This window comes from Nostoc sp. ChiSLP03a, assembly GCF_034531215.2.
Taxonomy (GTDB): Bacteria; Cyanobacteriota; Cyanobacteriia; order Cyanobacteriales; family Nostocaceae; genus Nostoc.
Map to the genome: position 1 here is coordinate 15,459 of NZ_JAVRBQ020000057.1, position 23,514 is coordinate 38,972.

Here is a 23,514-nt window from a genome sequence, read left to right on the forward strand (position 1 = left end):
GTTAATAACTAATGACAAATGACTAATGACAAATGACTAACTTGCCAAATATTCATCCATGTTGGCTTTAGACTTGCGAAGTTTGCTTAAGGCTTCGCGCTCAATTTGTCGGACTCGTTCTCGACTGATATTCAATATTTCACCGATTCTAGCCAAAGTCAGGGCTTGCCCATCAGTTAAGCCAAAGCGCAGTGTGATTACTTCCCTCTGTTGTGGCGTGAGATCGCCCATCAGCCGATCTAAGTCATAAGATAGGGAAGATTGCATAACAAACTCTTCGGGAGAAGCTCCTGGATCTTCCAGCATTTCTCCTAGTTCGGTGTCGTAGTTATCACCCAGCCGCAAATCCAAGGAAAGAGGCAAACGCGCCTTTTCTAAATACTCTCGTACTTGTTTGGGGGTCAATTCTAATTCTTGAGCTAGCTCCCCAGCCGTAGGAGCGCGTCCCAACTTTTGAGACAATTGGCGCTGTGCCTTTTTTATCTTATTTAATTTTTCGGTGATATGGATCGGCAACCGAATGGTACGAGCTTTTTCGGCTATAGCACGAGTAATAGCTTGCCGAATCCACCAATAGGCATAAGTAGAAAATCTGTACCCTTTGGTGGGGTCAAACTTTTCTACGCCCCGTTGCATACCAATGCTACCTTCTTGAATCAAGTCCAGTAAATCGACGTTGCGCTTGATGTATTTTTTGGCAACGGAGACTACCAGCCGCAAATTGGCTTCTACCATCTTGCGCTTGGCAATTTCACCATCTGCGATCGCTTCGTTCAACTCTGCTGGTTCTAGGTTTGTTGCTTTGGCCCACTCTTCTAGAGTCGGTTGATAACCTAGCTGGGTGGCAAGAGATTCCCTTGATTCGTGCAAAGCGCAGGAACGTTGCACCTGTTTACCATAGAAAATCTCTTCTTCGTGGGTTAAAAGTGGCACGCGGCCAATCTCACGCAGGTAAGTCCGCACGAGGTCTGTGGCTGTCTGAGCGGTCTTCATGGCGCTACTCTTTGGTAATGATGGGGTTGGCGGTAGGGTCATTAAGGGATAGATGCTTTCTTTATTTATTAGGGTGCTACCCAGTCAGACTGGGAACCTATGCTATGGTTTGCAACTTACGCGCCTGAGAAAGTCGTCGGCTGCTCATAATAATCAAATTTACGCTTCTTAACTGCTAAAACTACAGTTATTTTCTATTTTTCACAAGTATCTACAGTTAGATAAAAAGTTGCTTTTTAAACATTTTTTATGAAACTCCTATTAATAATTGTAACATTTATGAGAAGATTTTGGCTAGATGGCGACATGAAATTTCCTGGTTATTCCAGTTCATCGAATCTTGGCCTCTATCTTAAGACTGACTAAAAGTTAATTTAAGAAACGATCTGATTCAAATAATTTTCCTCATATTTGTTAAAGTATCTCAATGAGAACTATATTCATTCTCTTCTAACAATTGTTTAATTTTTCTGGAACTGGGGACTGGGGATTGGGGACTGGGGACTGGGGATTGGTGACTGGGTAATTAAGTATTAAGTATTCAAAAAACTTTTTCCTAGTCTCTAATCCCTAGTCCCTAGTCCCTAGTCCCTTATAATTGGGCAATACTCTTGGATAGTTTTTACATCCAAAGTGGTATTTTGTAAGGAACGGATGGCGGCGACGGTAGCTTTTGCGCCGGCGATGGTAGTAATGATGGGAATTTTGTAAGCTAAAGCTGTGCGGCGGATTAACCTAGCATCAGTCTGGGCTTCTTCGCCGGAAGGTGTGTTGATAATAAGTTGGATTTTCTGGTTTTTAATCGCATCTAGGACGTGGGGACGACCTTCATGGAGTTTTAAGACTAATTCAACATTTAACCCATGTTCCAGAAGAACTCGACGTGTACCAAGGGTAGCCATCACTGTAAAGCCCAAATCGATAAATTCCTTCACCACACCACTTGCAGCAGCTTTATCGCGATCGCTCATTGATACAAATACAGTTCCCGCCAGTGGTAAACGCTCCCCAGCACCCATTTCCGCTTTGGCATAGGCACGGCCAAAGTCGCTGTCAATCCCCATCACCTCACCAGTGGATCTCATTTCTGGGCCCAATATTGTATCAGTTCCTGGGAATTTATTAAAGGGTAATACAGCTTCTTTTACAGCAATATGTATAGGAATGACTTCCTCTGTAAAATTTAGCTCCTCTAAGGTTTTACCCGACATAATTAAGGATGCTAATTTCGCTAGCTGTACGCCTGTAGCTTTAGATACAAAAGGCACTGTGCGCGAAGCGCGGGGATTGGCTTCTAAAATGTAAACTTGGGGAGAATAGCTGCTTGCACCAACAACGGCAAATTGAATATTCATCAACCCTACGACTGACAATGCTTGTGCTAGCTGTATCGTCCAAGTACGAATCTGATTGAGAACTGCTGGTGATAAGGAAATGGAAGGTAAGGAACAAGCAGAATCTCCTGAGTGAATCCCTGCTTGCTCAATGTGTTCCATAATACCACCAATAACTACTCTTCCTGTATGGTCGGCGATCGCATCGACATCGACTTCAATCGCGTTTTCCAAAAACTTATCAATTAAAATCGGATGTTCTGGTTCTACGAGTACCGCAAAGGTCATGTAGCGTTCCAACTCAGAATCGGAATAAACGATTTCCATCGCCCGTCCCCCCAACACATAGCTGGGACGCACCACCACTGGATAGCCAATACGTTTGGCGACAACCAGCGCATCTTCGTAACTCCGCGCAATGCCATTAGGTGGTTGGGCAATATTCAACTGTTGGAGAATCTTTTCAAACCGCTCCCGGTTTTCTGCCATATCTATGGAATCTGGCGATGTACCCCAAATTTTAGGGATTGGGGAAGGTGGGGCCCCCTCTGAGGATAAGGGGTAATGGGTATTAGGAATTGGGGATTGGGAAATCTCCCCAGTCCCCAGTCCCCAGTCCCCAGTACCCAGCCTCTGCAAATACTCCTGTAACGGTAATGCTAATTTCAGCGGTGTTTGTCCGCCAAACTGGATAATTACCCCGACTGGATTTTCAGTTTCGATGATGTTAAGGACATCTTCTTTTGTTAACGGCTCAAAGTAAAGGCGATCGCTGGTATCGTAATCTGTCGAAACTGTCTCTGGGTTAGAGTTAACCATAATCGTCTCATACCCCGCATCCTTCAAAGCATAAGCGGCATGACAACAACAATAGTCAAACTCAATTCCTTGTCCAATGCGGTTGGGGCCACCACCCAAAATCAACACTTTTGGCTTGGTTGCGGGCATTACCTCTGTTTCTTCTTCGTAGGTAGAATAGTAGTAGGGGGTAAAGGCTTCAAACTCAGCCGCGCAGGTATCTACGGTTTTATAAACTGGGATAATTCTTAGTGACTTGCGGTAGGCGCGAACTTCATCTTCGGTGGTTTTGGTGGCATAGGCAATCTGGCGATCGCTATATCCATCTCGCTTCACTTCATAAAGTTGCTCTTTTGTCAATTGCTGCAAAGGTGTCCGCTTCAGTAATTTTTCAATATCTAGCAGTTGCTGAAATTTATCTAGGAACCACGGGTCAATACCAGTCAGTTCGTAGATTTCCTCAGCACTAATTCCTAGTTGCAAGGCATGTCGCACGGAGAAAATGCGATCGGGGTTAGGTGTCCGTAGTTGGGCGCGAATTTGTTCGCCACTGGGTAATTTTTCGGCTCGATCGCAACCCCAACCAGCGCGTCCGGTTTCGAGCGATCGCAGTGCCTTTTGAAAGGATTCGTTGAATGTCCGCCCAATTGCCATTGCTTCCCCCACAGACTTCATTTGGGTTGTCAGCACTGGGTCGGAGCCAGGGAATTTTTCAAAGGCGAAGCGGGGGATTTTTGTTACCACATAGTCAATTGTCGGCTCAAAGGATGCGGGAGTTTTCTTAGTAATGTCATTTTTAATTTCATCCAAGGTATAGCCTACAGCCAATTTTGCGGCCATCTTGGCGATGGGGAAACCCGTAGCTTTGGAAGACAAAGCTGAACTGCGGGAAACGCGCGGGTTCATCTCAATTACAACCACATCGCCATTCAGCGGATTGATGGCAAATTGAATATTAGAACCACCAGTTTCCACACCGATTTCGCGGATGATTTTAATTGCCATATCCCGCAGCCTTTGATATTCTTTATCAGTGAGGGTTTGCGCGGGAGCGACGGTAATTGAATCTCCGGTGTGAATGCCCATCGGGTCAAGGTTTTCGATGGAACAGATAATCACCACGTTATCTGCCAAGTCACGCATCACTTCGAGTTCATATTCTTTCCAGCCGAGTAAAGACTGATCAATGAGAATTTGCGAAACAGGACTGGCATCTATACCTACTTGCGCCATTTCTTCAAATTCTTCTTGGTTGTAGGCAATGCCGCCGCCACTTCCACCCATTGTGAAAGCTGGACGAATAATTAGGGGATAACTACCAATTTGGCGGGCAACAGCTTTGGCTTCTTCTAAAGATTCGGCTGTGTCGCTAGGACACACAGCTACTCCAATCTTTGCCATTGCTTCACCAAACAGTTTTCGATCTTCAGCTTTTTCGATCGCTGGGAGTTTAGCGCCGATTAACTCAACGCTGTACTTTTCCAATACCCCATTTTTGGCTAAAGCAACGGCGATGTTGAGGGCGGTTTGTCCTCCCATCGTTGGTAAAAGAGCATCAGGGCGTTCTTTTTCGATGACTTTTTCGACCAATTCCGGTGTCAACGGCTCAATGTAAGTGCGATCGGCCGTTTCCGGGTCGGTCATAATCGTTGCAGGGTTAGAGTTGACCAAAACCACTTCATAGCCTTCTTCTCGGAGCGCTTTACAGGCTTGAGTGCCAGAGTAGTCAAACTCACAGGCTTGTCCGATCACAATTGGACCAGAACCTAACAGTAGAATCTTCTGGAGGTCGTCACGGCGGGGCATAGTCGTTGCCTTGGAATACGAAAATAGAAATCCTGATCATTTTAAGGGTCTTTACCCCCTCTGGTGCTTTTTATTATTAAGTTTTCTAAGTTTGATGACAGGAAAAAGTGGGGGACAAGGAGCAGGGAGCAGGGGGACAAGGGGAAATATTGAACTAAGTCTCTCCCTTGTCTCCCCTCTCTTCCTTGTCTACCTTGTCTCTTTCTCTATGCCCAATGCCCAATGATTATTTTGTATTTTTAATTTTATTTAATTATGATGCTCAAAGTTCTAAAGCTTTTGCGAATCTTTATTATTTAATCTGATGAGCTTTGTGATAAACGATCGTTTATTTTGGTATGTATCTGTCTGCTTATTTATGCACAAATAGACTACTTAGATAAAAATTTATTTTAACTAGCTAATTGCTAAAAATTTTCAACGTTAAATATTATATAAATATGTTTACTTAAATTAAAAATGGCAGAGAAATAGGGATACCATTCTCTGCCATTTTTTATATTATTTTAAGAGTTGGTGCTGCCAAGTTTTTTTTCAGTCTAGGTAGACAAATCTAGATTATGAGAATTTTAGCTTTGAGCTGCTTGGACAAACCCTAAAGTTAAGCTGTCTTTGGCGAGGAAGTGAGATAAATGATACGCACGTTCCTCAGTTTTCAACAAAATCTTTTCGTACAGATAGCGTGTGCCCCGATCGCCTAAACTCTCTGCCTGAGCAGCTTGGCGACGAATTACGCCAATGATTGCTTGTTCGGCAGCTAGATCGTTTTCCACCATTCGGCGAGAGGAATATACGCCTTCAGATTCTTGCTCAAAACAGGTTAATTCTGCTAGTTTGCTGAAGGTAGCTACTGGCACACCACCTAGTCCATCTAAACGTTCTCCAATTTCATGAACGTGGTCTTGTACTTCGTTGTAGCTTTCGTTAAAAAACTCATGCAGAGAGTAAAATTCTGAACCTTCAACTACAAAATGATGCTTTTGGTACTGCAAGTACAGTGCCTGGAAACTAGCTAATATAACGTTAAATCCTTCTGTAACTGGAGCAGTTACACTGCGATCCAGCAACACAGGATTGTCATATACATGACCAAAATTCCGTAACAAAGTTTGCGTTTCAGACATTGTTCTCCTCGCTATTTAGCAATTATAGATTTTAACTGCTTATTCTTTACATATTAACATTTTCACAATAAGAGCAAGCCAATTTGCCATCACAAGATTTTGTATTTTTGTTTACTAAAATTCTTAAGTTTATTGTTTGCTGGATTATGGCACACTCATCAAGTTGTGTATCTTTCTCATTACTATTGACATAAGTAGTTAAGTGTGTATGCCTCCCGAAGTGAGTGAGGGGAGATGGAGGAGTAAATGCCTTCTTGCCCTAATACTCCTTGTGATTTCCCGGATCTCTTTCATGGGACGATCGCAAGAATTTTATTTTTTTTGCAAAATTAATGAGAATTGTTTGCACTTAAGGTATGCTGGTTTTAAGAGGCTAGACTACTAAGATTTTCAAAAAGCAGGAAGTTAAATGGCCGTAGTTACTACAAGTTTGTTGCACTTTGAGGGCAATTCTCTTGAAATCGTATAGTTCAGAAATAGAAATAAACCACCTTGTAGAGGTGAATTGGGTAGACCGCTGGCAAGTTTATCAACGCTTAGAGGAGTTAGACATTCCCTGTAGTTGTGCGGCTAACCAGCCATTAAAAGTTGAAATTAGCAATCCGACTGCGGCTGTTCAACTTTGGAGTGTAGTACGGCGATTTACAGCCTCTCGTCAAGACCAAATTTGGACTCTTGAGTGTTGCTGGAAAAGTCGCTATCAACAGTTCTAATTTTTTGCTACTGCTGAGAATATCTCGCTTGACAGTTTGTATTAGTTAAAAGGAGGTTAAAAAATGGGTGCATCTCACAATCTGGAAGTATCAAAATTTTGCCTTGAGGGCAGATTTATAGATTTTGTTATTAAAGACGGTTATAAGCTGAAAGGTTTACTGCTAAGTACTCATGAGGGTGAATGCTACGTTAAACTCGCTAAACATTTACGGGCTGCTTTTGATTTGCGGCTACCAGCAGGTACTTGGCTACAAGTTGTTGGTTATAGAGAATACGATATAAAAAAAGACAAAGTTACACTCAAAGCTGAACGTGTGATGGCGGCGCGTTCTGAAACAGCAACAATTCAAACGATCGCAGCACCACAAGAACCCCCATCTATTGATAATGTCAAGGTAAAACCAGCTAAGACTAAGGCTACGATTTTGGTGTGTCAAAAGTCTGATTGTATGAAACGTGGTGGTAAAGGAGTTTGTCAGGCGTTGGAGGCGGCTTTAAGCGATCGCGGTTTAGAAGACCAAGTTACAATCAAGGGCACTGGTTGTATGAAGAACTGTAAAGCCGGGCCGAATTTAGTAATGCCAGATAAAACCCGCCATAGTCGAATTCAAGCTGCACAGGTTCCAGCGTTAATGGATAAGCATTTTGGTGACAAGAGTTTATCAACGCAGCCTGAGAATTTAAGGGAAGTAGCGATATCTAATGGCAAGCTTTGGGGAAAAAATTCATAAAATCTTGACATTTCGATGAGAAAGCTTAATAATATCTTCTCAAGTGTGTTCCGTTAAGACTCGGCTGTAAAGCCCGCTAGAAGTTTGTAATAAAATCAAAAAACTGGCCTTAATTAAGGCCAGTTTTTTGAATGAAAAGGATTTTTATTAAGCAATTTTTAATTGGGATGGTTCGATAATTTAAAAAGATTCAAGGGAATGTGATTGATTGATGAGTACGTAGACGCACTGAGGCTTGTTGTTAGACATCGCTTGTGGAAGCGTCAATCATCAATGACTTAAAAACAAATGCCACACACCCCGCAGTGGATATACATCGTTTTTTGGACATTTTCTACGATAGTCATGATTTTTGTATTCCGTCATGACTGGAATCGCCTCGCTAAACTCTACAGCACCCAAGAAGCACCGCCACAAAACTTCTCCCGAATGCAAAGTGGTTCTGTGGGTTTAGTGTATTACAAAGGAACTTTAAATGTTGGTACAAATTCTCAAGGGATTTATTTGAGTATTTTCCCGTTGTTTAGCTTTGGACTTACGCCGTTGTTGATTCCCTGGAGTGCCATTAGCAAGATTGAACCTGCTAACCAACTATTTATTGAGCGTTTTCGCTTATATCTTGGTTCTCCAAAAGTCAAACTGATTTTAAGCAAAGATATTTTGGAACCAGCTAAAGAATTTTTAGCCACAAAGGGATTTGAGTGGATTTAGACAAATCCCGTTTTTAGCTGGCTGATATCATTCTGAATTTTAAATTTTGGATTATGTTTCTTAATGTGAAGCAAGCAATGCGTAGTTTCTCATTTAATACAGAATTACATTGAGCGATCGCCACACTTTCTCATAAGAAAGAAAAATCGCTTCATATTTTTATGTAATTGCGTTCAGCCGCCAGTCTCCCGAATGCAAGTTAGCTGAGATATTGCGCTTACCCGTTTCTGTGTCAGAGGTTGAAATCTCAGGCTCATAGTGCAAGTCTATTTGAGTAGACTTGCATTATGAGAGAGGAAATTGATTAGCAGTTTCTTGTTGGGACTTGTGGGTTTGCTCAAGGGTAGGTTGAGAATTACATGATTTAGTTAGAGAAGACTGCAACAACTGTCGGATAGATGTAGCTTGCAGATGGCAAGGGAAGACAGTTAAAAAGTCATTTAGGTCTTGGATAGCTTTACCAATAGATTCTGAGGAAGCACCTTTTGATAAGGCATAGCGATATAAATGGTCTGCTTGTTGAGTGTATTGAGCAGCTAAATAGTAAAGGGCTAAATTAAAAGTATTACGCCAGTCTTTAGCATCTTTTTTGCAATGCTCTGTAGCCAGCTTGATAGCAGGTACTAAGATACTTTGTGCTTTGCGTGGTTGGTTAAGGGCTAAGTAGACTAAAGCACGATTATATCTAGCATCTTCATAGCGTTTTTCCTCATAAGCTTTTAACCCATTTGCTAATTGCTTACCCCAGTACTTAACTTCAGCAGAATCCCCATCTTTACCAGCTTGAAGCATTGTTTTTGCATATTGTTGGGCAAAAGTAGGTTGATTTTTGAGGAGAGCAAGAAATTCATTCAGAGCTAGTAGTAAATTCCTTTGCGGTGACTGACATAATTTATGGTACAAAACATTTAATGTGTGACTTTGCCAGCTAGGATCGCGCTGTTTGTTGTCTTCATCCAATTGCAAATCGTTCCGCAGGCTGTCATAATATTGTGCCAACTTACCATGTATGTCAGCCCAACCTTGCGGTGATGAAAGGCGTTTGTGGCATAACATTTGGGTTTTGACGACATCATGATAAACCCAGCCGTTGCTACGTTCGTTGATAAAAGATGTTTCTTTCAACCAAGAAAATAGCTCATCAGCTTCTTCTTCTGTTCTTAACTTGGCTATAACATCCCGGTTCAAGCACCGAGGAATGGCAGCATCAAGCACCACTTGTCGCCGTTTGGGATCGTCAATCCATTTTAAAAAGTTTTTTACAGCACTGTTGCTAGGCTCAATTATTTGGTTGGGGTGATTGGGATGAGCGTCTGCTAACATTTCCATTAGCAGGGGTAAGTTTCCAGAAACGTTTAAAATCACTTCAACAATGCGACTGTCTGTAATGCCTTTGTGAGTTAGATATTGTTTGGCTTCTTCTTCTGTAAACGGTTCTAGAGGCAAACGAACTATTAATCCTTCGTAGGATGCCCAGTCATTTTTATCTAATTCTTGCCGACTGGCAACGATCATTAATATATTGGCAGATACTTTACCGTGCTGGTTCTCAAAAATTTCCCGTAGCCAGTTTTCTAGGAATTCTCCGGTGCGTTCTGAGGTATCGAAAAACAGGACAACAGGAGTTTTATCAGCAATTTTAGAAATATCTTGCAAAAATAGCGGGGTCAGAACTTCTTTAGGTTCTTTAACTAAATGTACCTCATCTTTATTTGTGATTTTCTTTGCAACATAAGATGCCCATTCTCCGGCTTGGGTAGCCAAAGCATCCTCATCTACAAAGTCAAATACAGCACCGCCAACGGGAACTCGACGCGCCAGATGCACACCAGTTTTTACCATAGTTTTCCCAACAAAAGCGGAAAAACCTTGAGGAGCTTCTGGATCTGTTTCTAATTCTTGGCACTTTTGGCAGTAAACTTTGTAGCGATCGCTAAACTGCGTTAGTTTGTAACCTTGCTGTTCTAACTCCTCAGCTATACGACCCATGACCTCTGGTATAGTTTTTTCAACTTCATCGATGTAAGCCGAAATCATTTTTGCTTCGTCAGCAATTTTCCGAAACTGCCGCAGCAAAGTAGTTTTACCAACTCCGCCTTGACCAGAAACGTTAAACAGAAAACAATGGCGATTATCTTCTACTGGTAATGCTAAATTTTGGCGAAATCGGTTTATTTGGTCTTCACGACCGACAAAATTTGATTGTTGACGTTGCTTAACAATATCTTGTAAACTCTTGGGCTTGTCTTGGGTATTCATAACAAGATTTAATTTTGAGGCGTTAATGTCTATAAACAGAACTACCAAATATACAAAATGTATTTCGGAATTTACTCAACTTTTTCGAGATAGTTTTTATGCGTTGACCTTCTGAGGCTCAACTTTGACCTTCTGAGGCTCAACTTTGACCTTCTGAGGCTCGACGTTGACCTTCTGAGGCTCAATGTTGACCTTCTGAAGCTCAACTTTGACCTTCTGAGGCTCGACGTTGACCTTCTGAGGGTCAAAAATACCTTGGCGATTAGAAATCGCGGCTATACAGACAAAACCCGCACTTCGGCAAGCTCAGTGACCGCCTGCGCGGGTTTCAAGAATCTTTGGAAACAAAATGCAAAAACGGCATAACATTGTTATGCATAACAAAGCGATCGCCTACGCTTTGTCATGAGCAAGGCAATGTAGTAGTAGCGTAGGCGTAGCCCGCCGCAGGCATCGCTTAATATTTGTATGCATTTGGGTTTAGCGAGAGCATGTCATGAGCAACCTGAGCATCCACCTTCCTGACTCTTTGTACAAAAGTTTGCAGGAACTTGCCAAACAAGACAGCATTTCTATCGATCAGTTTGTGGCGATAGCAGTTGCGGAGAAAATCGCTGCACTCACAACTGAAATTTATCTAGGGGAGTTAGCAAAGCGAGGCAGTCGAGAAAAATACGACGCAGTTTTAGCGAAAGTACCAGATATTGAACCGGAATCTTACGATCGCTTACCCACAGGCTAACAATACAATGCAGGGGATGTGTAGAGTCCTCAACCTCAGTGTTAAGTTCATTTGATTATTCAGGTATAACCAACGTCAGAAAATCTTTGGCACTAACAATTGCAATACCTTGATAACTGCCCAGAGGTAACAAATGCCGCTTGTCGCCCGTGACAATATGAGTTGCATTCCCAACAACGGCGCATTCTAGTACCATGTTATCGTTTGGGTCAGTAGTGAGAAAATTTAAAGTGTTGGCAATTGTGATTAATCGTAGAAAAGTAAGCAAATCAGCTATTGTCTCAATTACTTGAATAGGCGTAAATTTCAACTTCTGTTCTAACTTTTCGGTTAGTTCATCAAGTATTTCTGGACAAATTAAACCTTTTACCCGGCCTTGGCGTGCCAAATCAATACAGTGATAAGGACTACCTTTCCAGCCAATAGCAGATAACAAAACATTTGTATCAAACACTACTATTGGTCGCACTCTCTGTCCTCATGCACTAAGTCATCTATAAATGACTCACGTTGATCTTCTGACATACTATCCCAATCTAAACCACGTTCAGCACACAAGTTCCGTAATTGGGTTTGGGCATACTCCATACGAGAATTTCGCTCTTGCTCACTTTCCTGTGCTAGGGCTAATAATACTACTCGTTTACTTTCTGGAGGTAGCTGCTTGACTAATTCAATTACTTGTTCATCGCTCAGTGTCAGCTTTGGCATGGTTGTTACCGGAAAACTGGATTAGTTTTTCTCAATTCTTATTTCAGCGTATCAAGAGATTTGACTTGCGATCGCCTACGATTTGTCATGAGCAAGACAAAGTAGTAGTAGCGATCGCTTAATATTTTTGTGCAATTGAGTTGAGCGCTGGTTTGGTACGGTGCGTTAGCAGCAGTGTAACGCACCAAAAGTATCTAGAATGATACATTAATAATGTAATGGACTCTACAAATTCTTAATGTTTGTAAATTACTCATCGGAGTCTGAACCTGAACCCTCATTCAAGTCTGCTAAATTTTTACCCTCAAAATTTGTCTGTTTTAGTGTTGGCCATTCAAGATTCGCCCTTTCAAAATTCGCTCCTTCAAAATTCGCTCCTTCAAAATTCGCCTCTACAAGATTCGCTCCTTCAAAATTTGCCTCTACAAGATTCGCTCCTTCAAAATTAGCTTTTACAAGATTCGCCTGTACAAGATTCGCCTGTACAAGATTCGCTCCTTCAAAATTAGCTTCTACAAGATTCGCCTGTACAAAATTAGCTTTTACAAGATTCGCCCATACAAGATTCGCCTGTACAAGATTCGCCTGTACAAAATTAGCTTTTACAAGATTCGCCCGTGCAAAATTCGTCTGTACAAGATTTGCTTCTATAAGATTCGCCTGTACAAGATTCGCCCGTGCAAAATTTGCCCCTACAAGATCCGCTCGTACAAGATTTGTTCCTTCAAAATTTGCCTGATAAAAGTCTTTAAAAACTAAAACGCAATCTTGTAAATCCAAAAAACTAAGGCAATTCAAGCAAAACACATCAGTATCACCATTGATTCTTTGCCCTTGCAAGCGAGAAATCCAGATACCAAAGGCTTCTGGAGTATGCCATTGAATCTTTGAAACTGTCTTTGTCACTCTAGCGCAAGTATTTAACACAGCCAACAACGCTTCTTCTGCATTTCGTGCTTGTCTATTTTCTTCTTGAAAATCAGGTCTAGGATTCAAGCGTTCCATCGGCATTCCATGACGCAACATAAAACCAATCAGATGGCATAATATCTGCTGCCAATTGCCAACATCCGATGCATCCTGTAAACACATTTCATCTGCAACAAAGTTAAAAAGGTATTCATCCATAGGGGATGCACCGCACAGAATTGCCCACCTTTTTAAAGCCTCACGTTCATCGCATCCATCATCTGGATCGTTCTGGCGATCCTTCAACTTTTTATGAATGAGTCTAACTTCTCGCACTATGCGTTTTGCTGTCAAATATTCACCAAAACTTTTGTGAGTAATTTCAAAAGTTTTTTCCTGTTCCTTAACTCCACTCTCACGAAAATAAAAGGCAGTTAAAAGACAAGTTACGCCTAATTTTGCACTTTCCTGAAACTTATCTAAAAGACTCTTTAAACTACTGTGTTCACAATGGGCTTCAATCTCTTTTACTGTTGTTGTTCGTCCATCTCCATGCCAGGAAGCTAAAGCAATTTCTTCGAGGATGCGAACAAAGTCTTTTTCTTCAATTCCACGAATAGCTGGATGTTGATAACCAGCCCAACCGCGCTGATATACTGCTGTGAGCAAATTTGCATAAATTGCATTCAGGTTGCCGTCTGTAGGAAATTTATTTTGCTGGTCAAAACTCAATGCTACTAGGTAATTTAGCAAAGGTTGGGCAGTAATTTCTGTAAGGTTATCTTGGTTTAACTGTTGTGGTAAGCGACGATATCCCCGTCCGCTAGCATTGCCGTATTTTTGCCACCAAATCTGACGTTGATCTTGCTGCAACAACTTTTGATCGTCAATGTAATTGGTTCTCTCATCTTGATTAACAAAATAAGGCAAGATATGCAATATTTGCTGTGGTTGGCGAAAGTCGCTACTATTTGCTTGCACTACCAATTCTCGACCGCCGATTAATACTTGTAAGCAAGTTTCACGGACATTAAACCGCTCTACTTTTCTTTGGACTTCACGCACAAATTGTTGAGCGATCTCAGTAGCAATTTTGCCCTGCATGGCAAGCTCATCTAAACCATCGAAGATAATCAGTAAGCGTGAATCAGCCTTATCTTTATCTAGGGGATTATGTCTGAGAAAGCCATCGTCTCGCACAAACTTACCAACTGCCTCAACTAAGTCTTCCGAGGGTTCAAAATGGTGCAAAGGAATAAATAAAACTGGAATTTTTCCTTTTTCTGCTTGGTTAGCTGCAAAGATTTTGGCAAAGGAAGATTTACCACTTCCTGGGCCACCACTAATCACTCTAATGGCATCATTGCGATCGTCTTTTTCTAACCAAGCTTCTAGTTCAATTTCTAAGTCAAGAACAATGCGCTGATATTTCTCATCTTCTCTGACGCGGCGTTCAAATTCTTCTGACTTTTCACCCCCAACTTTCTGCTTATAGTAGGCGTGTAAAGGAACATAAACCTGTTTTAAACCAAAAGCTTCTAAAAGCATTGGTTCTTCAACCTGTTTTTGTAGCCAAGCTAAATAACGCTGCCATGACTGTTCCCGTTCATTGGCTTGAGTAAAGGGGGTATCGAGTTCTTCTTTTAAACAAGCATATTTTTCTGGATGTTTTGCCCACTCTTCATGTAAGGCATACACAAAATACGTAGGAAGACGATGACTAATTGTCTGTGCCTGGGCTTGATTGACGCTAAAGTATTTTAACCAGTCGGCAAAAGCAGCTTTAATCGCTTCCAGAATGGGCAAATCTTTGGGACGGCTAAAAAAATCTTGGTCAATACGCAATTCTATACTTTCTAGGGAATCGTTGAGGCGATCGCACAATAGCTCAAGATCGCTTTCGTTTGGTTTTTCAAAGAGTAACTCTTGATTTCCTTTTACCAAACTCACTATTGCTTCTACCAAAGAACGGTAAATTAGTAACCAAGCAACTTCCTCTGGTGCCGATCCTAAACCTAGTGCTGCTGTAGCATCTAAAGCACCTTTGGCTACCTCTTCCCACTTACCCAAGGCCCCATCTATCGCAACTTTCCCTAGTGATTTAAATAGTTCTTTAAAGTCAGCCTTAATGGGTTTATTCCATAATGCAATAGGTTTGCTAACTAAAAATCCAGAGGTATTGCTCATAACTCTTGTATGACGCTAGTAGATGTACTGAGTTAATATATTTCAACAAGGTTTGATCGGATTTTTACTGAAAACCAGCAGTAAATTTAATAATTTATCTGGATATTTTTATGAATTGACCTTCTGAGGCTCAATGTTGACCTTCTGAGGCTCGACGTTGACCTTCTGAGGCTCGACGTTGACCTTCTGAGGCTCGACGTTGACCTTCTGAGGCTCGACGTTGACCTTCTGAGGCTCGACGTTGACCTTCTGAGGCTCGACGTTGACCTTCTGAAGCTCGACGTTGACCTTCTGAAGCTCGACGTTGACCTTCTGAAGCTCGACGTTGAACTTCTGAGGCTCAAAAATGCCCTGACGACTTAGCGCTTATCGGTAGAGTCTAATATAGACCTAACCCCCAGCCCCTTCCCTACTAGCGTTGGAGAGTAAGATTTAAAGCCTCTCCCCTTGTAGGGGAGAGGTTTAGAGAGAGGTCAAAGTATATTTTAGATAAACGAGATGCGTTATACAAATCGCGGCTATACAGGCAAAACCTGCACTTCGGCAAGCTCAGTGACCACCTGCACGGGTTTCAAAAATCTTTGAATTTAAAACGCGAAAAGGGCATAACATTGTTATGCCCCTACAAATGACGTGTATTTTACCAAGTTGACAACTGGTATAATTACCTGTTTCAAGGTTTAGCTAACTGGAACTTCGGATTGCTTTTTCTTGGAGCGGCGGTTAAACCTGCGTCCCATCTCATCAATTACTGCATCTAAACCTGCGACATCACCGCTAGCTTTGGCATAGCTATAAACTGCTAATGCTGCTGCATAGGCTTCGCTAGCAGCAGTTATACAGGTATCATCCACCAGTTCTTGCAGTTGCGTTAGAGACAACAGCACTGGATACAAATCCTCATATATTTCCAAATCCCGGCGCATCTCTTCTAAATCAAAATAACGAGGCAAAAAGTTAGGGTTCTGTGTCGCTACTTCTAAAGCTTTGCTGACAAAAGCCCGACTTTTATCTCCCATCTTCAGCATTGTTCGCCGATCTTCGGGGGTCAAATCAACCAAAAACGGTAACTTTTCTCTAATTGTAGCGATCGCCTGCATGACTGCTTCTTTATCTGCTGGGGCTAAACTGGCACTGATACGATTTTCTGCCATTTTTAATACTCCTTTATGGTACTTAATTTCAGTATTCCCAAAGTTATAGAGGCGATCGCCTTTGTTGAGAGATAATTAACGATGAAACTGAATGCAGAAATCAATGCGTAAACAAATCATTGAATATACATCTCCATTAGATGCGCTGATTGCCCTTACCAAACAGTTAAATACTTATGAAATAAAGTACCAAATGAATTCAGAAGATTTTTTTGCCAAATATAGCCAAGGCGAAACTTCTGACGATGAAGTGTTTGTCGAATGGGCAGCAAACTACCAACATTATCTAGCTCTACACCAAGATATAAAGAGCAAACTTAGAGATGTCGCGTAAAGTCATCCAAGCATATTTAAATGAAATCGATCAACTTTTACTCAGATGCTCTAACATATACGTTGAAGAATATAGTGCCGTAATTTTAACAACAGAGAGAGCTAATCTCCGCATTAGAATACGTTTCGCTCTCAAATATTTACTAGCAATCAGTGAAGCCTTTATTATTGTAGATAATCAGATTACATATATCGATTACCGTTATCACTTTCAAAACGAGCAAAATAGTTTGATTTTTCGTTATGACAGTACACCACACTTTCCCAACTTGCCTAGCTTCCCGCACCATAAACATCTTTTCGATAACGTAATTGCTTGCGAAAAGCCACATATAGCCGATGTGCTACAAGAAGTGATGGAGTTTTTAGAGTCAAAACAAAACAATCAAATGTAACCGTTAAAATTTGCTCATTGATGCGTTCCTCCTAACCGCTAATCACAGCGATCGCATCAATTTCTACCAACACATCTTTAGGTAAGCGCGATACCTGCACACAAGCCCGCGCTGGGGCTGTATTTTCCGGGAAATATTTAGCATAAACGGCATTCACCGCCGCAAAATCATTCATGTCAGCCAAAAATACAGTGGTTTTCACCACATCTTCAAAAGTCGCCCCGGCTGCTATGAGAATGGCTTCAAGGTTAGCTAATACCTGCTCAGTTTGCTTTTTGACATCATCAGTATAGACGACATCACCAAGGCGGGGATCGATGGCAATTTGTCCAGCTATAAATATAAATTGACCTGAAGCTGCGATCGCTTGATTATAAGGGCCGACTGGTGCGGGTGCGTTTTCAGTATTAATTACTTTACGGGTCATAGATATTACTTTCTCTAACAATGTTTCCTGTTTAGCGATTTCTGCTTCAGCTGCGATCGGCTTGTAGACTTCTCCATCAGGCATTATCGCACCAGTTAGGTCAGCATCTTTAAAGTTGACACCATATATATTTGCCCCTGTTAAATCTACCTTCTTCAGTTTTGCCTCTTTCAGATTCGCGTTGATCAAATCTACTCTTTGTAGTTCTGCTTTCTCTAAATTTGTCCCCTCAAGGCAGGCTTTTCTGAAATTGACACCTATGAGATTTGCTGCACCTAAATCAGCCTGAGTCAGATTCATACCTGACAAATCCTTTTGAGATAAATTAACGCCCCGAATTTTGGCTTCCTGCAAATTAGCACCTTTGAGTATCACTTGAGCTAAGTTTGCTTGACTCAAATCAGCTGCAAACAAGTTAGCTCCACTTAAATTAGCACTAGTAAGGTTAGCTCTAACGACTTTTGCTTCATTTAAGGATGCGTCAGTTAAGTTTGCAGAATTGAGTGTTGTATCACTCAAATTGGCGTTATCTAGATTGGCATTACTAAAGTTAGCGCTATTCAAGTATGCTTTACTCAAGTTGGCATTATCCAGGTTAGCGTTACTAAAGTTAGCGCTACTTAGTTTTGCTCCACTCAAGTCAGCACTACTTAGGTCTGCCCAACTCAAATTTAAACTAGAACTTTCGCCCAACTCACTCAAATTTGCACCTGTTAGAGAAGCTCTAGTGAAGTTTGCATTTTGAAGTAATGCTTTACTCAGGTTCGCATCATTTAAATCTACACCCGTCAAATCTGCACCTGTTAGGTCTATTCCACTCAGATTTGCATATTTGAGGTCTACTCCTCTAAGATTCTCGTTGTGAAATTTCCGTTCTCCTGCGGCGTATTTCTCCAACAGTGTCTCAGCATCCATAATTCACCTTTAAATACCACTGACACAGTATAATCACAAAAACTTTGTGTCACAGGTATTTCTCCCGTCTTCCTTCTCTTCGAGACGCTGCGCGAACGCGTCCTTGGTGTCTAAGCGGTTCGTCCCTCTTACCCCAACCTCGGACGTATCCCATAATGCCGATATCGCCAATAATCGCGCAGAATGCGATCGTGGTCAAAACATAAATTACCAGGCATACGCCAATACTCAAAAATGCCTACACCCTTAGCATCATCTCCGGCCACCGGTTCCCCCGCAGCTGTAGCCAAAAACACAATACTAATCGTATGCTGACGGGGATCGCGATTGGGGTCAGAATATACCAGTAATTGTTCAACTAATTCCACCTGTAAACCTGTCTCTTCCTCAGCTTCTCGCCGTGCCGCCACTTCCACCGCTTCGCCATAATCTACAAAACCACCAGGAATAGCCCAACCTAAAGGTAGATTATGTCTTTCGATTAACACTATTGGCCGATGAGGTCGATCTACTAGTTCAATGATGATATCAACTGTCGGTGTAGGATTTCGGTAAGTCATAGTGATTTACTCATTAGTCATTGGTCATTGGTCATTAGTCATTAGTCACTTGTACTGAGTTCGACTGCGCGGTAATCGAGCGACTTGTACTGAGCGTAGTCGAAGTAAGTCGAGATTCAACTACCGCGTAGTCATTGGCTTAGTCACTGAGCATAGTCTAAGTACAGCCTCTCCAAAAGTTGTATTGGTTATTCCCAAAGGACAAATGACAAACAAAATGAGTTTACTTGATTTACCCTGCAAATACCGTTCCGTGATAAATTCGATGCGATCGCCTAGCGTTTCCATCAGACAATTGCTCCCTTTCATAATTCAGGTTACTTATGCCTTTTCCTAGATCCAGTGGCATTTTGCTGCATCCTACCTCCTTTCCCAGTCGATTTGGCATTGGGGATTTAGGCTTAGAAGCCTATAACTTCATTGATTTTCTTAAAGAAAGCCATCAACAATATTGGCAAGTTTTACCACTGGGCCCCACTGGATACGGCAATTCTCCGTATATGTGCTACTCAGCAATGGCAGGAAATCCTCTGTTAGTCAGCCCAGAAAAGCTCTTAGAAGAAGGTTTACTATCTGAGGAAGACTTTGCTAATTTACCAGGATTCCCGGTAGAAAAGGTAGATTTCGAGCAGGTTGTGCCGATTAAGATTGAGCTACTCAAAAAAGCCTGTGACAACTTTAGAACCAATGCTACGCCCATTCAGCAGAAAGAGTTTGCAGGTTTTTGCGACAGTAAAGCTTATTGGCTAGATAATTACGCCTTATTTATGGCGCTGAAAGATGCCAATGAGAATGCAAACTGGCACTCATGGAAGCCAGAATTTGTCAAGCGCGATCCCCAAGCATTGGAGCAAGCACAGCATCGGCTCAACGGAGAGATTTATTATTACAAATTTGTGCAATTTGAGTTTTTCCGCCAGTGGTCAGAGCTTAAAAGCTACGCTAATATGCGCGGTATTCACATTATTGGCGATATCCCCATCTACGTATCTCATGATAGTGCCGACGTGTGGGCGCATCCTAACATGTTTTGCTTAGATCAAGAGACAGGAGCTGCTGCCCTAATGGCAGGAGTTCCACCAGATTACTTTAGCGCCACCGGTCAATTGTGGGGCAACCCGGTTTACAACTGGGAGGAATTGCAAAAACAAGACTTTAAGTGGTGGGTACAGCGCTTTGAGGCAATGCTGGATTATGTAGATATAATTCGCATTGACCACTTCCGCGGCTTCGAGGCTTATTGGGCTGTGCCGCAAGGTGAACAAACTGCCATAAATGGTAAATGGGTGGAAGCGCCTGGAGATGCTTTTTTTGAAGTGATTAGGCAAAAGTTAGGCAAGCTACCCGTCTTAGCAGAAGATTTAGGAGTAATTACACCGGGGGTAGAAGCGCTGCGAGACAAGTATGAATTTCCGGGGATGAAAATTTTGCAATTTGCCTTTAGTGCTGATTCTGCTAATCCATTTTTACCATTCAATTATCCGCACAACGCTGTAGTTTATACCGGAACTCACGATAATGATACAACCATAGGCTGGTTCAATACAGCTGAAGATGAGGAAAAGCAAAACTTGTTGCTTTATTTAGGTTCTATCAGCCCTGATGGCATTCACTGGGATTTGATTCGCCTAGCTTTGAGTTCTGTAGCCAACCAAGCGATTATTCCTTTGCAAGATATTTTGGGATTAGGAAACGAAGCGCGGATGAATTTTCCCAGTGTTGCTGAGGGGAACTGGGAGTGGCGCTATCAAGCAGGAGCGATAACAGACGAATTGCGCGATCGCTTGAAAGCTCTTACTAAACTCAATGGACGCGCCCCGGAAGAGCAAGTCCAGTGAGGAGTGGAGCTGAGTGGGCAGGGGAGCAGGGGAGCAAGGGACAAGGGGGACAAGGGGGACAAGGGGGACAAGGGGGACAAGGAGGAATTATTGAATAAATCTTTTCCTGTTCTTCCCCGTCTTCCTTGTCTACCCTGTCTCTTTTCAATCCCCAATGCCCTATGCCCCATATTTCAAAATTTAGGTTTCGCAGCAATCCTAACTTCTTCCTCTTTCCCTGGCTCTCCCATTTCCTTAGCTTTCTCTTGATTGACGCTCACCAACACCCCACCAGCATTATCAGTTTTCACAGTCAGTTGCTCTTGGGCTTTCCAAACTCGGTGAGTTCCCTCTGGCAGAATACCCTCAAACTCGGTTTTGCCATCGGCTACTACACGAATCCAAGATGAGGCTTTCAAAGTTACACCAACCTGTACAACCTGTCTTTTTTGGACACCGCTCAGGGTATCGCTGACAGGTTGTACCTGTGTTGACTCTTTTAGTTGAGCTATTTCTGGTTTAACAACAGACTTTTGTTTTGGATATTGCTGGTTTGGGCTATTACTTGCTTGTAGTAAGGCGTTATTTAATAACTGAGATAACCCATTTACAGAGCATACTATTAGCAATATGTAAAGAAAGTAAAGATGAATCGGACGTAGTTGAGCTAGGGGTGAAGTTTTCCCCCTACTTAGAGGACTAACCTGTGCAGAACTGACCGGAAAAGTGCCAGAAAATTCTACTCCATTTAAGCCTAGTGCATCGGCAAATTGTCTGATCAAACCCTGAATATAGACTGGTTCTGGTAGATCGTTTAAATTACCTTCTTCGATCGCCTGCAATAATCGTCGGGGAATCCTGGTCAATGCAACCACTTGCTCTAGAGATAAACCCTGTTCTTGACGCAATGCCCAAAGTTGAGCGCCTAATTCTGCCAACTTTTCGGCTCGTTGTTCCTCTAATGAAAGTGATGGCTGGTGCTTATTCTTCTTTCTTAGCCATTTCATGCCTACTGACACTCCTTAACTCCACTGAATCAATAATTAGGTTGCGTTATTTGATCTTGCAAAAAGCGAATTTCATAATCTTTGAGGGAACGATATTTACCCTCTGACAAAAAGGGTTCTTTGAGAGTTTGTAATTGAATTGGGCCGATCGCAGTCCGATGCAGCTTAATTACTGGGTATCCTAACTGTTGAGCTATCCGGCGAATTTGACGATTTCTTCCCTCCTGCAACACTATTTCTAAAACACTTTGCTCGGTATGACGTTCTATGAGGTGTACCTTAGCAGCTCTGGTTTTTCTACCCTCCAACATCACACCTTGACGCCACATCTGTAGTACCGTTTCTGGAGGATGTCCTTTGACCAAAACATGATATGTCTTGGAAATACTGTGACGTGGATGGGTTAGTCCAAATGTCAGTTCTCCGTCATTAGTCAGGATTAATGCTCCTGTAGAGTCTGCATCTAGACGGCCAACTGGGTGAATACCTGAACCCTCCCGTAATTCTTTCGGTAGTAGATCCAGGACTGTTGGTCTGCGATGAGGGTCGTAGCAAGTAGAAAGCACTCCCGCAGGTTTGTGCAGCAATAGATATATTAAAGCCGGACGCTGCTTTTCGGATACAGGCTTACCATCAATTGCGATCGCATCTTTTTCGGGATCGACTTTTTGGCCTAAATGTGCCAATACCCCATTAATCCGCACGCGTGAGTGCCTAATCATTTCTTCGGCTTCACGACGTGAGGCGATACCCCATTGAGCAAGAATTTTTTGTAACCGTACCTCCATGTGGAAATTGCTTATTTATTGTTATCAATTAAATGATATTTGCATTTTGTAGCGAGTAGGCATAAATGTTACATTTAAAGCTTATTTAATTTCGATTCGGTTGTTGAGCAAATACTCTTAAACAAATTGGTTAAATGCCAGAGCAAAATCCCCAAACAACAAGTGGAAATAAAATCCGCATAATTACGCAAGTACTCACAACAGCAGTCAAGCTTTGGTTGAGATCGCAGACCAGCCAAATCTCTGAACTAGAAGTGGAGATTAAAGCTAGCGATCGCCAACTTTTCTCTGGACGCATTCCTTCGGTATCTGTTTTTGCTACTCATGCAGTTTATCAAGGTCTCCTAATTACCCAAATTCAATTAATAGCAGAAAATATTCGGATCAATCTTGGCTCCGTACTCAAGGGAAAACCCCTGCGATTGTTAGAGACAGTACCAGTGGTTGGCGATTTGATTGTAATGGAGAAGGATCTTAATGCTTCTCTCTCATCAGACTTATTATCGACTGCATTGAGCGATCTATTGGTTAAGGTTTTACCAACAAATTATTCACAGTCACCACCAATCAAGTGGCAAGAAATTATCCTTGGGAACAACCAAATTATACTGCGAGGTTTGAGAGTCACCAATAGTGAAACAACGCCTCTAGAGATTTGTCTGGGCTTACAATTACTTAGTGGACATGAGTTGCAACTGGTAGATATCTCAATCAAGCCAGACCAAGGAAATATATTAAAAAATAATTATGATTACAATCTCGATCTTGGCTCAGATGTAGATATCCAAGAATTAACGCTGATCCCAGGAAAGCTGGTGTGTCGTGGGCGGATTAACGTTAACCCTTGACGGATCTCACAAATTAAAAAATATTAATACCTTATTTTAACGTGAGTTGGACAAGTATTATTTGACCTCTCCCCCAACCCCTCTCCGACACGGAGAGGGGAGCAAAAGCTGAATTTTTCATTGCTCCTGTCTTTGGGTTTCAAAGAGGAAGGCTGGGAAGGAGAGGTTCGTTGAACTCACATTATTTTAAATGATGTGGCGTCTCTCAAAACAAGAGCAGGGATGCAGGGGAGCAGGGGAAAAGGTTAAAG

At 42.0% G+C, this 23,514-nt stretch carries 21 protein-coding genes; 9 read left to right on the plus strand and 12 right to left on the minus strand.

Going from position 1 to position 23,514, the window contains the following annotated elements; translation table 11 throughout:
- Positions 1-36 precede the first annotated feature (36 nt).
- The 3 genes from RMY32_RS09695 to RMY32_RS09705 form a co-directional block, all read right to left on the minus strand.
- Complete coding sequence (locus RMY32_RS09695) at positions 37-993, minus strand: RNA polymerase sigma factor, RpoD/SigA family (protein ID WP_322686662.1); 957 nt, start codon at positions 991-993, stop codon at positions 37-39.
- A gap of 584 nt (positions 994-1,577) precedes the next feature.
- Positions 1,578-4,931: a carbamoyl-phosphate synthase large subunit gene (gene carB, locus RMY32_RS09700; protein ID WP_322710908.1), complete on the minus strand. Its 3,354-nt coding sequence runs from the start codon at positions 4,929-4,931 to the stop codon at positions 1,578-1,580.
- Between the two features lie 569 nt (positions 4,932-5,500).
- Positions 5,501-6,055 (minus strand): Dps family protein, encoded by a 555-nt coding sequence (locus RMY32_RS09705; protein ID WP_322710909.1) that lies wholly within the window; start codon positions 6,053-6,055, stop codon positions 5,501-5,503.
- A gap of 455 nt (positions 6,056-6,510) precedes the next feature.
- On the opposite strand from RMY32_RS09705, the gene RMY32_RS09710 reads away from it, so the two are divergent.
- The 3 genes from RMY32_RS09710 to RMY32_RS09720 all read left to right on the plus strand — a co-directional run bounded on the left by RMY32_RS09710 (position 6,511) and on the right by RMY32_RS09720 (position 8,211).
- Positions 6,511-6,768 (plus strand): Asr1405/Asl0597 family protein, encoded by a 258-nt coding sequence (locus tag RMY32_RS09710; RefSeq protein ID WP_099102114.1) that lies wholly within the window; start codon positions 6,511-6,513, stop codon positions 6,766-6,768.
- 63 nt (positions 6,769-6,831) lie between these two features.
- Positions 6,832-7,500, plus strand: coding sequence for a (2Fe-2S) ferredoxin domain-containing protein (locus RMY32_RS09715; RefSeq protein WP_322710910.1), 669 nt, complete (start codon positions 6,832-6,834; stop codon positions 7,498-7,500).
- A 288-nt stretch (positions 7,501-7,788) separates the two neighbouring features.
- Positions 7,789-8,211, plus strand: coding sequence for a hypothetical protein (locus RMY32_RS09720; RefSeq protein ID WP_322710911.1), 423 nt, complete (start codon positions 7,789-7,791; stop codon positions 8,209-8,211).
- A 285-nt stretch (positions 8,212-8,496) separates the two neighbouring features.
- Here the strand turns inward: RMY32_RS09720 and RMY32_RS09725 are convergent, their stop codons facing one another.
- Complete coding sequence (locus tag RMY32_RS09725) at positions 8,497-10,470, minus strand: ATP-binding protein (RefSeq protein WP_322710912.1); 1,974 nt, start codon at positions 10,468-10,470, stop codon at positions 8,497-8,499.
- A gap of 496 nt (positions 10,471-10,966) precedes the next feature.
- On the opposite strand from RMY32_RS09725, the gene RMY32_RS09730 reads away from it, so the two are divergent.
- On the plus strand, positions 10,967-11,212 hold the full coding sequence (locus tag RMY32_RS09730; RefSeq protein ID WP_322710913.1) for a toxin-antitoxin system HicB family antitoxin: 246 nt from the start codon (positions 10,967-10,969) through the stop codon (positions 11,210-11,212).
- Positions 11,213-11,267: 55 nt separating this feature from the next.
- Here RMY32_RS09730 and RMY32_RS09735 read toward each other — a convergent pair whose 3' ends face one another.
- Positions 11,268-11,681, minus strand: a complete 414-nt coding sequence (locus RMY32_RS09735) for a putative toxin-antitoxin system toxin component, PIN family (RefSeq protein WP_322710914.1) — start codon at positions 11,679-11,681, stop codon at positions 11,268-11,270.
- Complete coding sequence (locus tag RMY32_RS09740) at positions 11,669-11,923, minus strand: hypothetical protein (protein ID WP_322669784.1); 255 nt, start codon at positions 11,921-11,923, stop codon at positions 11,669-11,671. Before RMY32_RS09740 ends, RMY32_RS09735 begins: the two co-directional genes overlap by 13 nt.
- On the opposite strand from RMY32_RS09740, the gene RMY32_RS09745 reads away from it, so the two are divergent.
- Positions 11,917-12,045, plus strand: a complete 129-nt coding sequence (locus tag RMY32_RS09745) for a hypothetical protein (RefSeq protein ID WP_322710915.1) — start codon at positions 11,917-11,919, stop codon at positions 12,043-12,045. The genes RMY32_RS09740 and RMY32_RS09745 overlap by 7 nt on opposite strands.
- A gap of 127 nt (positions 12,046-12,172) precedes the next feature.
- Here RMY32_RS09745 and RMY32_RS09750 read toward each other — a convergent pair whose 3' ends face one another.
- Both RMY32_RS09750 and RMY32_RS09755 read right to left on the minus strand, forming a co-directional pair.
- Positions 12,173-15,019 carry a pentapeptide repeat-containing protein gene (locus tag RMY32_RS09750; RefSeq protein ID WP_322710916.1) on the minus strand — a complete coding sequence of 949 codons (2,847 nt, stop codon included), beginning with the start codon at positions 15,017-15,019 and terminating at the stop codon, positions 12,173-12,175.
- 680 nt (positions 15,020-15,699) lie between these two features.
- On the minus strand, positions 15,700-16,173 hold the full coding sequence (locus tag RMY32_RS09755) for a hypothetical protein (RefSeq protein ID WP_174708314.1): 474 nt from the start codon (positions 16,171-16,173) through the stop codon (positions 15,700-15,702).
- Positions 16,174-16,276: 103 nt separating this feature from the next.
- On the opposite strand from RMY32_RS09755, the gene tumA reads away from it, so the two are divergent.
- Positions 16,277-16,507: an antitoxin TumA gene (gene tumA, locus RMY32_RS09760; RefSeq protein WP_292701384.1), complete on the plus strand. Its 231-nt coding sequence runs from the start codon at positions 16,277-16,279 to the stop codon at positions 16,505-16,507.
- Positions 16,497-16,901 (plus strand): toxin TumE, encoded by a 405-nt coding sequence (tumE, locus tag RMY32_RS09765; protein WP_322710917.1) that lies wholly within the window; start codon positions 16,497-16,499, stop codon positions 16,899-16,901. The genes tumA and tumE overlap by 11 nt, the downstream gene beginning before the upstream one ends.
- A 31-nt stretch (positions 16,902-16,932) precedes the next feature.
- Here the strand turns inward: tumE and RMY32_RS09770 are convergent, their stop codons facing one another.
- Together RMY32_RS09770 and RMY32_RS09775 are read right to left on the minus strand one after the other, a co-directional pair.
- Positions 16,933-18,243, minus strand: coding sequence for a Rid family detoxifying hydrolase (locus RMY32_RS09770; RefSeq protein WP_322710918.1), 1,311 nt, complete (start codon positions 18,241-18,243; stop codon positions 16,933-16,935).
- A 128-nt stretch (positions 18,244-18,371) separates the two neighbouring features.
- Positions 18,372-18,803, minus strand: a complete 432-nt coding sequence (locus tag RMY32_RS09775; RefSeq protein ID WP_322710919.1) for an NUDIX hydrolase — start codon at positions 18,801-18,803, stop codon at positions 18,372-18,374.
- Between the two features lie 323 nt (positions 18,804-19,126).
- Here RMY32_RS09775 and malQ point away from each other — a divergent pair, with 323 nt between their 5' ends.
- Positions 19,127-20,641 carry a 4-alpha-glucanotransferase gene (gene malQ, locus RMY32_RS09780; RefSeq protein ID WP_322710920.1) on the plus strand — a complete coding sequence of 505 codons (1,515 nt, stop codon included), beginning with the start codon at positions 19,127-19,129 and terminating at the stop codon, positions 20,639-20,641.
- A gap of 173 nt (positions 20,642-20,814) precedes the next feature.
- Here malQ and RMY32_RS09785 read toward each other — a convergent pair whose 3' ends face one another.
- Together RMY32_RS09785 and RMY32_RS09790 are read right to left on the minus strand one after the other, a co-directional pair.
- Positions 20,815-21,627 (minus strand): RodZ family helix-turn-helix domain-containing protein, encoded by an 813-nt coding sequence (locus RMY32_RS09785; RefSeq protein WP_322710921.1) that lies wholly within the window; start codon positions 21,625-21,627, stop codon positions 20,815-20,817.
- A gap of 29 nt (positions 21,628-21,656) precedes the next feature.
- Positions 21,657-22,415, minus strand: a complete 759-nt coding sequence (locus RMY32_RS09790) for a pseudouridine synthase (RefSeq protein ID WP_322710922.1) — start codon at positions 22,413-22,415, stop codon at positions 21,657-21,659.
- A 134-nt stretch (positions 22,416-22,549) separates the two neighbouring features.
- Between RMY32_RS09790 and RMY32_RS09795 the strand changes: the two genes are divergently transcribed.
- Entirely contained in the window at positions 22,550-23,263 is a 714-nt protein-coding gene (locus tag RMY32_RS09795) for a DUF2993 domain-containing protein (protein WP_322710923.1), read from the plus strand.
- Positions 23,264-23,514: the final 251 nt, after the last annotated feature.